Annotated in this window: 7 protein-coding genes; all 7 read left to right on the top strand. The window is 61.7% G+C overall.

The annotated features are described in order from the left end of the window. Positions 1–40 precede the first annotated feature (40 nt). On the top strand, positions 41–973 hold the full coding sequence (locus PW792_14790) for an ATP-binding cassette domain-containing protein (protein MDE1163188.1): 933 nt from the start codon (positions 41–43) through the stop codon (positions 971–973). Beyond that, positions 966–2,201 (top strand): ABC transporter permease, encoded by a 1,236-nt coding sequence (locus tag PW792_14785; protein ID MDE1163187.1) that lies wholly within the window; start codon positions 966–968, stop codon positions 2,199–2,201. Before PW792_14790 ends, PW792_14785 begins: the two co-directional genes overlap by 8 nt. 40 nt (positions 2,202–2,241) lie before the next feature. Continuing rightward, on the top strand, positions 2,242–2,865 hold the full coding sequence (locus tag PW792_14780) for a lysophospholipid acyltransferase family protein (protein ID MDE1163186.1): 624 nt from the start codon (positions 2,242–2,244) through the stop codon (positions 2,863–2,865). Positions 2,866–2,867: 2 nt separating this feature from the next. Beyond that, a complete protein-coding gene (gene queA, locus PW792_14775) occupies positions 2,868–3,965 on the top strand; it encodes a tRNA preQ1(34) S-adenosylmethionine ribosyltransferase-isomerase QueA (protein MDE1163185.1) in 1,098 nt (365 codons plus the stop codon). A 61-nt stretch (positions 3,966–4,026) separates the two neighbouring features. Beyond that, the gene (gene polA / locus PW792_14770; GenBank protein MDE1163184.1) at positions 4,027–6,966 is read left to right on the top strand and encodes a DNA polymerase I; all 2,940 of its coding nucleotides are present in this window, start codon (positions 4,027–4,029) and stop codon (positions 6,964–6,966) included. Between the two features lie 41 nt (positions 6,967–7,007). Further along, on the top strand, positions 7,008–7,463 hold the full coding sequence (bcp, locus tag PW792_14765) for a thioredoxin-dependent thiol peroxidase (protein ID MDE1163183.1): 456 nt from the start codon (positions 7,008–7,010) through the stop codon (positions 7,461–7,463). A gap of 239 nt (positions 7,464–7,702) precedes the next feature. After that, positions 7,703–13,792: an Ig-like domain repeat protein gene (locus tag PW792_14760; protein ID MDE1163182.1), complete on the top strand. Its 6,090-nt coding sequence runs from the start codon at positions 7,703–7,705 to the stop codon at positions 13,790–13,792. Positions 13,793–13,794: the final 2 nt, after the last annotated feature.

The following is a 13,794-nucleotide window of genomic DNA, read 5'->3' as shown; positions in this document are numbered from 1 at the left end:
TTTTCGGGAATGCCGCTGGCGAGTAGACTGGTAAGAAGCCATGGCTATTGTTGAACTCCAGAATATTCGCAAGGTGTATGACAAGAAGGTAGCGGTGGAAGGGCTTTCGCTCTCCATTGAACCCGGCACGATGTTCGGCCTCCTCGGCCCGAACGGCTCGGGTAAGACCAGTTCCATCCGCATGATGATCGGCATGACCGTTCCAGACAGCGGAACGGTGAAGCTTTTCGGTAAGCCGTTCTCGCGCGATCTGCTGAAGCGCGTCGGCTACCTGCCGGAAGAGCGCGGGCTCTACAAGAAGATGAACGTCGTTGAGCAACTCGTCTTCATGGGCCAGCTCCACGGGCTGGACGCCGCGACGGCTGAAAAACGCGCCCGCACCTGGTGCGAGCGCATGGAAATTACTGAAGCGATGCCCAAGAAGGTCGAAGAGCTTTCCAAGGGCATGCAGCAGAAGATCCAGTTCATCGCGGCGCTGCTGCATGACCCGGAACTCGTCATCATGGACGAGCCCTTCAGCGGCCTCGACCCTGTGAACGCGCAGTTGCTGATGGACACGCTGGTGCAGCTTCGCGGCGAAGGCAAGGCTGTGCTCTTCAGCACGCACCGCATGGACCAGGTGGAGAAGCTCTGTGACTCGATCGCGATCATCTACCAAAGCAAGCTGGTGCTCGATGGCACGATGCGGGAAGTGAAGGGCCGCTACCCGCGTAACCGCGTGCAGGCCGTCTTCACCGGGGATGACTCCTTCCTGCAGCATTCCGCTGTTGCCGACGCAAAGAACTACGCCGGGATAGCAGAGATCACGCTGCACTCGCCGGAGCTGGCACAGAGCCTGCTGGTGCATGCGGTGAGCAAGGGCACGACCTTTACGCGTTTCGAAGTCGTCGAGCCGACGCTGGAAGACATCTTCATCGAGACCGTGAAGAACACCCCCGAATACGCTGCCCAGGGAGGTCGCATCGATGCCTAGTTCGCTCTCGAACATTCTCCTCATCGCTCGCCGCGAGTACCTTGAGCGCGTCCGCGCAAAGAGCTTCGTGGTGATGACGATCCTCATCCCGGTGGTCATGGGAGCGTTGATCGGTGGCGCGGCCATGATGAACCGCAACCTCGGTTCGGCATCGCACCTCGCCGTCGTAACGGACGACACGGTCTTCGCGAACAACCTGCAGACGGAGCTCACAAACTCCGATATGGGCAAGCCGCAGATCGATGTTCACTCTCCCGCCGAACCCGGCGTTCGTGATCATCTCGACGCGCAGTTGAAGGACAAGCACGAGAAGCTTGATGGCTATCTCGTGGTGACGCCGACCGCTGCCGGGCAGCGTCCCAGCTTTGAGTGGGTTCCGCGTGTGAAGTCGGACATCGTGACGCGCAGCCGCGTGGCGAGCGCCGCTCGCGCAGCCTACACGCGTGAGCAGCTCTCGCACGACGGCATGGCCGCGAGCACGGTGAACGAGCTGATGCAGCCTGTCGATCTTTCGCCCAAGGGCAAGGAAGACCATACGAATGCGGCTGTCGCCAGCGCCTACGGCATGTACTTCCTGATGTACTTCGTCATCCTGTTCTATGGCATGAACGTGGCACGCTCCATCATCGAAGAGAAGACCTCGCGCATCTTTGAAGTCTTGCTCGCGACGATTCAGCCGGAAGAGATGCTTGCCGGCAAGATGCTTGGTGTCGGTGCAGTTGGACTCACGCAGGTGGGCATCTGGCTGGTGATCGCACTTGCTGCGTTCAAGATTCAGGTTGCTGGGCTTGACCTGCATGTCTTGCCGACAGCACCGCAGGCAGCGCTCTTCGTTGTGTTCTTCCTCCTCGGCTATATGTTGTACTCGTCGATTGCTGCGGCGCTGGGCGCGATGAACAACTCCGAGCAGGAGCTCCAGCAGATGCAGATGATCATGATGCTTCCGCTGATCATCAGCTCGGTCGTCATCTTCAAGGTCATCACGGACCCCAACGGGCCGATCGCGCGGGTGTTCTCGTACATCCCGTTTACAACGCCGCTGATCATGTACACCCGCGTCATCGTGGGCAATCCGACGCCGGTGGAAGTGATCGGTTCGATCATCGGGCTGGTGGTGACGATCCTCGCTGTTCTGTGGGTCGCGAGCCGCATCTACCGTGTCGGCATCCTGATGTACGGCAAGAAGCCAAACCTGCCAGAGATTCTCCGCTGGCTGAAGTACAGCTAGACTCAACACTGTGCGTACCTTCACCACAAAGCAGCGACTGATGCTGGCCCTCGTGCCACCGCTCGTCGCTGCTTTTGTGCGTCTGCTGGGCTGCACGTGGCGCGTGCGCGATCTCAACGCCCAGGCGACTCCGAACGGCCACATCATTCCCGGCCCGACGGTCTTCGCGTTCTGGCACGGCTCGCTGCTGGCGTGTGCGTACCGCTTCCGCAACCTCGGCATCGCGATCCTTATCTCGCAGTCGTTCGATGGAGAACTCATCGCACGCACGGTCGAGCGTCTCGGCTTCGTTGCCGTGCGTGGTTCCAGCTCGCGCGGAGCCGCTGGCGGTCTGATGGGGATGCTCGAAGCCTATCGAGCTGGTCACATCTGCGCTTTTACCGCAGATGGTCCCAAAGGCCCGAAGCACGTCGCGAAACCTGGACCTGTGCACCTTGCGAAGCTGGCAGACGCCTCGTGGATCGGTTGTTTCCACGCCGACGCTGACCGCGCCTGGAGCATGAACTCCTGGGACCGCTTCCTCATTCCCAAACCCTTCGCGCGCATCACGTTCGCCTGGCCTGCGCATATTGCGTTGAGCGCAGAGGATGACAACGCGGCACTCCTCACGCAGGTGCAGGCTGGTATGGACGAAGCCGTTCGCATGACGGAGCTTGCCGCATGAGCCTGCTTGTCAGCGATTTCGACTTTGAACTGCCTGAAGGCTCCATCGCACAGCGTCCGCCAGAGGTGCGTGGCTCTAGTCGTATGCTCTTCTTGCCGAAGCTGGGAGGCGAATGGCAGGACCGCCTCTTTGCAGATCTTCCCGATCTGCTGCAGCCCGGCGATCTGCTGGTGATGAACAACTCTCGCGTAATCCCGGCGCGTTTATTCGCGACACGCGCAGGACTTCATACGCAGAAAAGCTCGCAGGTCCCCACCGGCCACGTCGAGGTGCTGCTCACGGCAAAGCTTGCTGGGGAGAACGAGTGGTCTGCGCTGGCGAAGCCTGCGAAGAAGGTTCCTGCGGGTGAGCGGTTGCTGTTCCGCGATGCTTCCGGCGAGCTTCTACTGGAGGCGGATGTTATCGCCGAAGGCGAGTTTGGCGAGCGCACGCTGCGCTTTCTTCCCGTCGAGGACTTCTACCTCGCGCTTGAGCGCATTGGTCATCTGCCGCTGCCGCCCTACATCCACCGCGACAAATCCGAGCCCAACACGGACGAAGACCGCGAGCGTTACCAGACGGTTGTCTCGTCGGCCAAAACCCGCGGCTCAGCGGCCGCGCCCACGGCAGGACTGCACTTCACAGATGCTGTGCTCGAGCGGTTGAAGGAGCGCGGCGTCGAGGTGGCAACGATCACGCTGCACGTCGGCCTCGGAACCTTTCAGCCGGTGCGTGTCGAGCGCGTGGACGAAATTCAACTCCACGCCGAGCCCTATACCCTCTCTGCTGAAACCGCAGAGGCGATCAACCGCGCCCGTCGCGAAGGCCGCCGCATCGTCGCTGTCGGCACGACCACGACACGCACGCTGGAGCACTGCGCACGCGTCTTTGAAGGCGGCGAGATCGCACCGCACTCCTCCGAAACAGCGCTCTTTCTCTCCCCCGGAGTGGAGTTCAAACTCGTCGGCGGTCTGCTGACGAACTTCCACCTTCCGCAATCCACACTGATCATGCTGGTCAGCGCTTTTGCCGGACGCGAGCGCGTGCTCGCGGCGTATCGCCATGCGGTCGAAGCTGGGTACAAGTTCTTCTCGTACGGCGACTGTATGCTCCTGCTTTAGCGCCGCGCCTCTCGACACACAACGGCAGCAAGGCCGAGCATCTACACTTGCAGAGCGATCTATGGCTGAAATGACAAATACCAAACCGCCGATTTACCTGCTTGACACGATGGCGTTCATCTTCCGCGCGTATCACGCGATGCAGCGCTCACGCCCGATGTCGACACGCACCGGTATCCCTACCGCTGCGACCTATGTCTTCGTCAACATGATCAACAAGCTGCGTGCGGACTTCAAGCCCGAGTACATGGCCGCGGTCTATGACGTGGGCAAGCCTGTGCATCGGCATGAGCTCGCCGCGCAGATGCAGGCGGTGAAGAAGTTCAATATCAAGACGCAACAGTTTGAAGAGGTGGAGTACGGCGGCTACAAAGCCAACCGCGCCGAGACCCCGCCCGACCTCATCCAGCAGCAACCCTACATCCGCCGCGCACTCGAGGCGTTCCGCATCCCCATCGTGTATTACGAGGGCTTTGAGGCGGACGACGTCATCGGCACACTCTCGCGCAAGCTCTCTGCGCTTGGACATCGCGTCTACGTCGTCTCGTCGGACAAGGATATGATGCAGCTCGTCAACGAGAACGTCCTGATCCTGAACCCGATGAAGGACAATCTCGTCCTTGACTCTGCGGGCGTGGAGCAGGCGCTTGGCGTGCCTCCCGAAAAGGTTATCGATGTGATGGCGTTGCGCGGAGACGCGATCGACAACGTGCCCGGCGCTCCGGGTATCGGTGACAAAGGCTCCGTCGAACTCATCCAGCAGTTCGGCACTGTAGAAGGTGCGATGGATGCTGCGGTCAACACGCCCGACCTGGTGAAGCGCAAGACCTACCGCGAGTCGCTGGCGAACAATCGCGAGAACATCCTGCTGTCGAAGGAGCTCGTCACCATCCACACCGCCGTGCCTATCGACATCTCTCTCGACGAGATGCGCACGAAACCAGTGGACTCTGCTGCATGCCGAGCACTCTTCTCTGAGCTTGAGTTCACCACCATGCTCAAAGATCTCGCACCCGACGTAGCTGCAGTTGAGACCACATACGAGCTGAACGCAAATGAGGCTGCTCTTGCTTCGCTTGTAGAAGAAGCTCGCAAGGCTGGCGGTCTCTCGCTCGCGCTTGCCGAAACAGCGCAAAGCATCAGCGAAGAGGTACGCGCCGATGCTGCTGACGAAGCCGTAGAAGCAGAGCCGGAAGCGCCCACAACGCTCAGCCTCTTCGCTGCTCCTGTCGAAGAGATTGCCGAACCGCAGCCGCAGGATGTTGCCTGCCATCTTGGCCTCGCTGCAACGGAGGCGCACGCGATCGAAGCGCCTCTCGACCTTGCTCGTGCTGTGCTCGAAGATGCCACACTGCCGAAGCGCGTGCATGACCTCAAGGCTGTTCTGCGCGCGCTGGAGCCGCACGGCATTACGCTCGCTGGCCACATCACCGACGTGATGCTGGAAAGCTACCTGCTCAATCCAACGCACGGCTCGCACACGCTTCCTGACATTGCGGCACGCTCTACCAGCCGCTCGCTCAAGCATCAGTGGACGAAGGACAACCCACGCGATCCGCGTCGTCTTCCAGAAGACGCAAGTGCTATTGCGAAGCTTGCTGTCGTGCTTAGCGAGCAGATGCGCGAAGGCGTCGTCGAGCATGTGATCCTTGAAGACAAGCCTGAATTTGGCGGCGCGCTCACGGCGGAGATGCTCTCCAGCCAGCCACAGAAGACGTCGTCTGCAGCGTCTCCAAAAGTGGGAAGCACCGCTAGTGAACTTGGCACCGACTCCACACTCACGGATGTGTACGAGTTGTTGGACCGCCCGCTCGTGCCCGTACTTCTTGGCATGGAGCAGGTCGGCGTTCGTGTCGACCTCAGCGTACTCGGTGAGATGGGCTCGCGCCTTGGCATCTTGATTGATGATCTTGCGGAGCGCATCTATGCAAGCTCCGGGCATCGCTTCAATATCAATTCTCCCAAGCAGCTTGGCGACGTGCTCTTCAATAAGATGGAGCTGCCGAAGCCGCTGAAGTATGGCAAGGGCAAGGTCATTTCGACTGCACAGGACATCCTCGAAGACCTGGCCGAACACCACGAAGTGCCTGCGTTCGTGCTGGAGCATCGCCAGTTGCAGAAGCTGAAGTCGACGTATCTCGATCAGCTTCCTCTGCTCGCGGATGGGAACTCGCGCATCCACACAACATTCAACCAGGTAGGCACCGCCACGGGCCGCCTCAGTTCGACGAACCCCAACCTACAGAACATTCCGATCCGCACCGCAGTCGGTCGTGAGATCCGTGCAGCGTTTGTGCCTTCGCCCGGCAATACTTTGCTCGCAGTGGACTACTCGCAGATCGAACTTCGCCTGATGGCGCACTTCTCGCAGGACCCGCTGTTGCTCGACGCCTACCGCACCGGCAAGGACATCCACACGCTCACCGCGGCCGAGGTCTTCGAAGTCGACCCTGCAACGATGGACAAGGAAACCCGCGCCCGTGCCAAGGCGGTCAACTTCGGTATCGTCTACGGCATCTCGCCGTTTGGGCTCGCTGCCCAGTTGGGCATCGACCAGAAAACGGCGCGTGAGTACATCGAAAAATACTTCGATCGCTATAAGGGCGTAGCCACATTCATCCAGCGCACCATCGAAGAGACAAGGAAGACGCAGTCGGTCAAGACCGCCTTCGGCCGCGTCCGTCCCATTCCGGATATCCACTCGCGTAACCCCAACCAACGCGGCTTTGCCGAGCGCACCGCCGTTAACACGCCGCTGCAGGGAACCGCCGCCGACCTCATCAAGATTGCGATGATCCGCATCGACGCCGAGCTTGCGCGCCGCAATCTATCGGCACGCATGACGCTGCAGGTCCATGATGAACTGCTCTTCGACGTGCCGGACGCAGAGGTGGAAGAGGTCTCTGTGCTGGTCAAAGATCTAATGGAGTCCGCCGCGAGCTTTACCGTACCCATCGTCGCCGAGGTCGGCCGCGGTGCCAACTGGCGTGACGCGAAGTAGCCGTCCCGCGACTCGTACAAACTCAAGTAAGGAGAAACACCATGCAACCTGGCGACCTCGTCGAAGACTTTACGCTGCCCGATCAGGACGGCACGCCCACCTCGCTCTCTCAGTTCCGCGGCCAGCCGGTCGTGCTCTTCTTCTACCCCCGCGCCAACACGCCGGGCTGCACCATCGAGGCCTGTGGCTTCCGCGACCACTTCGCGAAGCTGCTGGACGCTGGCGTCGTTGTGCTCGGCATCTCGCGCGACACGCCTCGCGCGCAGAAGAAGTTCAAGGACAAGTACGAGCTGCCCTACACGCTCCTTGCCGATGCCGATCAGGTGATCGTCAACCGGTTTGGCCTCGTAAAGCCCAAGATGATGTACGGCAAACAGGTCACAGGGGTGGCTCGCACCACGTATGTGATCGATGCCGAAGGCAAGCTGCTTCATACCTTCGAAAACGTCAAGCCAGAGGGGCACGCCGAAGAGGTCCTTGCTTTGCTGAAAAAGTAACCTGCACGAAACCACCGTCAATCCAAGCCGTGAGCGCATTGCTCGCGGCTTTTTTGTTACTTCGGATTACGGACACGTTACAGGTGGAACCAGAAGCATCATTAGCAAGCTTGAGGGTGAGAAAAACGTCTCCCCCGGCAAAGTTGTACAGCCACCGCATGCTACTAGCGGCGATGATGGCAACAGATAATCGGGCCAACTGTGTAGTTTTTTTTGAGGGGTAGAGAGCTGTGATCAACTTGCGCAAGAAACTTGGCGAGCTGCAGAAACACGCGCATCGGATTTTGTGTGGAGCAGGTTCGGTCGCAATTGCGCTGCTGGCAACAGCAGTCATGTCGCATGCTCAAGGCCTCCAGCCCGGCGGCCCCATCGACTTCGGAACCATCGCGGTTGGCTCGACCAGCAGCAGCTACACGGTCAACTTCTCCGCGACCTCGGCCACGACCATCAGCAGCGTCTCTGCGCTGACAGAAGGCGTCAGTGATAAGGACTTCACGGTCGTTTCGCAGACCTGCGTCGGCACCATTCAGCCGCCGCAAAGCTGCACCGTCGCCATTGCCTTTTCTCCGTCAACACCGGGCCTGCGCCGCGGTGCGCTTGCGCTTACGAACGCCGCAGGCACCATCGTCAACGAAGTCTTCCTGCATGGTGTCGGCCAGGGGCCACAGCTCACGGTATCGCCCGCAACCGGGCAGCAGATCACTTCTGTCAGTCCGGACGTCACACCTGTCTCCTTTACGGTCGGCGGTGTCGTGGTCGCGGCCGACGGTACAACCTACTTCAACGATTCGCAGTACCAGCGTCTCTTCCAGCGCACTCCGACTGGCGTGTACTCCGTACTTAGCCTGATGGCCAGCAGCGCCGATACGGCGATGGCGATCGATGGCGCGGGCACGCTGTACTTCACCTCTGGTTCGCTGGTCTACTCACTTGTTCCGGGCGGTAATCCCACCGTCTTCGCTACAGGCGGCAACACTCTCAGCTCTCCTTCCGGCCTCGCTGTGGACGCGCAGGGATACGTCTACATTGCAGACTCTTCGCTGAACAAGATTCTCCGCGTCGCAACCGATGGCACGAGCTCGTTCCTCACGCTCACAGGCCTCAGCACCGCGCTTTCTTCCCCCACCGCGCTCGCGGTCGACGGCAACAGCAACCTCTACATCGCCGATACCGGCAACAATCGCGTCGTCGTCGCAGGCATTTACAGCGGAGCGGCCACCGTCCTCACCACCAGCGTAAGCGCACCACGCGGCGTCGCCGTTGATGCTGGCGGCAACGTGGTGATCAGCGACACGGGCAATGCACGCATCTACATGGTTCCGGCCACCGGAACGCCCTACGCTCTTCCCATCATCGGCGGTTCAACGGCCACGCCGCGCCAGCTAGCGCTCACGCCGAGCGGCGACCTTTACGTTGCAGACCAGGCAGGCGGTCTTCTTCTCGTCACGCGCAGCGCAGGTGTCATCACCTTCCCCACTGCCACGCGTCTCTCGAATCTCGACAGCACAGACGGCTCGCTGAGCGGCCTCATTCAGAACAGCGGCAACGTCCCGCTGCAGTTCTCCACCCCCGCTGGCACTGCGACGAACTGGGCTCTCACCGGAGACGCCTTTGCCACGGCGACTGGTGGAACCTGCACGCTGCTTACCTCCGCGTCGGCTCCCGTTTCCCTGGCGGCTGGAAGCTACTGCTCTTACCTCGTCAGCTTTACGCCTACCGCGATTGGAACCAACAGCGGAACCGGAATCGCTACGCTCACCAGCGCCACGGGCACTCCTGCAACGTTGACTGCGCCCTTTACCTTCACCGGTACGGGCGTTTCGAACACGGCGAAGTTCACTGTTGCGGCTGCACCCGACACGCTGCGTCCCGGCAGCTCTACCAGCGTCACCGTCACCGCCATGGACGCCAGCGGCAACGTCGACAAGACGTACGTCGGCACCATCACGCTTTCGACCGGCGACACCGCGGCCACCTTCACCACGACGACCTATACCTTCACCACCGCAGACGCGGGCGTGCATGTCTTTACCAACGGGGTTACCTACAACACGCTCGGAACGTACACCGTCGGCGTCACCGATGGCACGGCCACCGGTACAAGCAACAACATCAACGTGGTGCTGGCGAACGGCTTCACTATCGTCGCCACGCCTACCGTTACTTCGGTTGGCGGCTATATTTCTTACACCGTCACCGCCACGTTTAATGGCACACTGGTCACCGACTTCGTTGGCCCCGTGACCTTCGCCACCGGCGACGCTGCTGCCAAATTCGCCACTGCGGCCTACACCTTTACGACCGCGGACAAGGGCACGCACACCTTCGCGACCACGGCGGGCGTGCAGTACAACACGCCGGGAACGTACACCATCACGGCGAGCGCCAGCGCAGGTGCTGCGACCGGAACCAGCAACAGCATCCTCGTTACGAACGCCACCGCGTTCACCATCGTCGCTGCGCCCACCACGGTCAACGTCAGCGGAGATGTCGGCTATACAGTGACCGCCGTCGCCAATGGCACGCAGACGCCCTTCACCGGCACCGTCACCTTCACCACGACGGACGCTGCAGCCAGCTTCCTCAACGGCACAACGTACACCTTCACCACTGCGGACAACGGCGCACACACCTTCACCACCGCGCAGGGCGTGCAGTTCAACACCCCCGGTTCGCAGACCATCACGGCAACCTCCGGTTCGCTCACTGGAACGTCGAACACGGTCACCGTCGTCGGGGTCAACGGCTTCACGCTGACGGCCGCTCCGACCAGCACTGCAATCGGCGCCCCCGTCGCGCTCACCGTGCAGGCTACCTTCAACGGCACGGTTGTTCCCAGCTACACCGGCACCGTTACCTTCACCGCGACGGATGCCACTGCGAAGTTCCTCTCGGGCACCAGCTACACCTTCACCACAGCGGACAACGGAACGCATACGTTCCCGGCTGCCGCAGGCGTTCAGTTCAACACCGCAGGTGTCTTCACCGTCTCGGCCACGGACAGCAAGTACAGCGGCACCTCGAACGCGGTCACGGTCGGCGGAGTCAATGGCTTCACCATCACGGCCACACCGTCGGTCACCGGCCTCGGAACGCCTGTCAGTTACACGATCAGCGCGACGTACAACGGCGTCGTTGTGCCCAGCTACATCGGCACGGTCTCCTTCACGTCGACCGACACAAGCTCGAAGTTCCTCTCCGGCACAACGTACACCTTCACCACCGCGGACAACGGAACGCACACCTTCGCCGCTGCCGCAGGCGTCCAGTTCAATACGCTTGGTACATGGACGATCTCCGCGAACGATGGCGCAAGCTTCGGCACCAGCAACCAGGTGCAGGTCGTCGCGGCCAATGGTTTCACGCTGACCGCATCGCCTTCGATGATCGGCCAGGGAGCAAGCGTCGCGCTTACCGTGGCCGCGACGTATAACGGCACGGTTGTTCCCGGCTACACCGGCACCGTGAACTTCTCCGCAACGGACCCCGCAGCGAGTTTCCTCTCCGGCACCAGCTACACCTTCACCGCTGCGGACGCCGGAACGCATACCTTCGCGGCTGATAACGGCGTGCAGTTCAACACGCTCGGCACATGGACGATCGGAGCCACGGACGGCACGCTCTCTGGCACAAGTAACGACGTGCAGGTTGTTGCTCTCACCGGCTTCACCGTCACGGCCACGCCGGATACCACCACCGTTGGCACTCCCGTCAGCTTCACCGTCACGGCGATGAACGGCACCTCCATCGTCACGGACTACACCGGCACGGTGACCTTCTCGACCACCGACCCCGTCGCGAAGTTCCTCGCGGGAACGACCTACACCTTCACCGCAGGTGACGCAGGCACGCACACCTTCACGGCTGCGAGCGCAGGCGTTGAGTTCAACACCACGGGCGTCTTCACCGTCGTCGCCACGGCTGGCTCGCAGAGCGGCACCAGTAACAACGTCACGGTCACCGGCCCGGCTGGCTTCACCCTCACCGCCGCGCCCGACCTCACCATGCCCGGAGCGCCGGTTGCTCTCACCATCGCCGCCACAACCAACGGCGTCGTGAACACGAACTACACCGGCACGGTCACGTTCTCCACCACCGACACCACGGCGAAGTTCCTCTCCGGTACGAGCTACACCTTCACCTCTGCCGACGGCGGCACACATACCTTCCCGGCTGCTTCGGGCGTCCAGTTCAACACGCTCGGCAGCTACAGCGTTGCGGCTACCGACGGCACGCTGACCGGCCAAAGCAACCTCGTCCGCGTCGTCAATCCTGACGCGTTCACGGTTGTTGCCTCGCCTGCGACCACGACCATCGGAACACCGGTCGGCTACACCGTCAGCGCGACCTACGGCGGCGTCGTGGTGCAGGGCTACACCGGCACGGCAACGTTCACCACGACGGACACCACGGCCAAGCTGCTCTCTGGTACGACGTATACCTTCACCACGGCAGATGCGAGCACGCATACCTTCGCCTCAGCCTCAGGTGCGCAGTTCAATGCCGCCGGAACCTTCACTATTTCTGCCACCGACGGTACGCGCTCCGGCGTCAGCAATGACGTCGTCGTCAGCTCGAAGCCTGTGGCCGCCTTCACGATCGTTGCCACACCTGCGACGACTACCGTCGGCGCACCGGTAGGCCTCTCCGTTACGGCGGTGGACTCCACGGGCGCGGCCATCACGGATTACACCGGCACGGTCGTCTTCACCACCACAGACGCCGCGGCCAAGCTCCTCTCCGGCGCAAGCTATACCTTCACCACGGCGGACAAGGGCACGCACACCTTCGCCGCAGCGTCCGGTGTGCAGTTCAACACCGTCGGAACGTTCACCATCACCGGAACCAGCGGCTCAGTCACCGGCATCAGCAACAGCGTCACCGTCACGGCGGCTCCCGCTGCGGCTTTCACAGTTGTTGCTGCGCCTTCGACCACCACGGTAGGCACGCCCGTCGGACTTACTGTTACAGCGGTTGATGCGAACGGAGCCACCGCCACGGCCTACACCGGCACGGTGGCGTTCACGACGACAGACGCCACGGCGAAGTTCCTCGCCGGAACGACGTACACCTTCACCACCGCCGACAACGGCACGCACACCTTCCCCTCTGCAACGCAGGGCATCACCTTCAACACGGCAGGCACCTACACCGTTACGGCTGCCAGCGGCACGCTCACTGGCGTCAGTAACGACGTCGTCGTCAGCAACGCCCCGGCCACCGGCTTCAGCATCGTCGCAACACCCGCAGCCATTGCGGTTGGCGGCACGGTCAGCTTCACCGTCACGGCCACCAGCGCTACCGGCGCAACGGCCGCTGGCTACACCGGCACGGTCGCCTTCACGTCGTCGGACGCCGCAGCGAAGTTCCTCGCTGGAACGACGTACACCTTCACCACTGCAGACGCCGGGGTTCACACCTTCAGCGCGCCTTCGAACGGTGCTCAGTTGAACACCGTCGGCACGCAGACGATTACGGCCACCAGCAGCACGCTCACCGGCACAAGCAACGGCGTCCTCGTCTCGGCGAACAACCCCGCCACGGTCACCACGCTCACCAGCTCTGCCAACCCGGTACTGACGGGCTCAACCATCACGCTGACCGCGGCAGTCACCCCCGGCACAACCTCTTCGGTTGTCCCAACGGGCACCGTCGTCTTCACCGAGGGCGGCGCGCAAATCGGTTCCGTGACGCTGGTTAACGGCATCGCGACGCTGAACAACGTTCTGCTCACCGTCGTCGGCACGCATAACCTGGTGGCGACCTATCAGGGCGATAGCAACTACAGCGGCTCCGTCTCGTCTCTCTATCCGCAGGTGGTCGAAGACTTCGCCATCGCCGTTGCGTCGGATTCGTCTTCGGCTCTCAGCGTCTACGGCGGCAACCCCGCGACGTACAAGCTTCTGGTCTCTCCGCTCGGGGCCTCCACTTTGGCCGCGCCCATCGCCTTCACCGTCACGGGAGCACCTACCGGCTCGAAGATCACGCTGACGCCCTCCTCGCTGGCCAGCGGCGCAGCGGCAACGAACGTCTCAGTTTCCATCACGCCTCCTCTGGCCGTCGCCACTGTGCAGACGCGTGGCCAGCGCCTGGCTCCGCTTACGCTGGCACTCTTCGGCCTTCCACTGCTGGTCTTCACGCGCCGCCGACGCATCGCGAAGCTGCTGATGCTGGCGCTCGTTGCCATCCCGCTCACGGCCATGACGGGTTGCCTGAACTCCCAATCAGACGGTTATTACGGCGGACCGTCCAAAACGTACCAAGTTGTAGTCACCGGAACCTCCGGAACCTTGTCCCGGTCGGTTACGCTGACACTAAGCGTTCAGTAGCC

Source organism: Acidobacteriaceae bacterium (genome assembly GCA_028283655.1).
In the GTDB taxonomy this organism is placed as follows: Bacteria; Acidobacteriota; Terriglobia; order Terriglobales; family Acidobacteriaceae; genus Granulicella.
Note: the sequence above shows the minus strand (reverse complement) of the source record. Positions and strands in the feature narration are given on the sequence as shown.

Excerpts from the sequence above, each read along its gene's own strand:
- bcp (MDE1163183.1), top strand. The coding sequence starts at position 7,008 with ATGCAACCTGGCGACCTCGTCGAAGACTTTACGCTGCCCGATCAGGAC.
- PW792_14780 (MDE1163186.1), top strand. The coding sequence starts at position 2,242 with ATGCTGGCCCTCGTGCCACCGCTCGTCGCTGCTTTTGTGCGTCTGCTG.
- PW792_14790 (MDE1163188.1), top strand. The coding sequence starts at position 41 with ATGGCTATTGTTGAACTCCAGAATATTCGCAAGGTGTATGACAAGAAG.
- PW792_14785 (MDE1163187.1), top strand. The coding sequence starts at position 966 with ATGCCTAGTTCGCTCTCGAACATTCTCCTCATCGCTCGCCGCGAGTAC.
- polA (MDE1163184.1), top strand. The coding sequence starts at position 4,027 with ATGGCTGAAATGACAAATACCAAACCGCCGATTTACCTGCTTGACACG.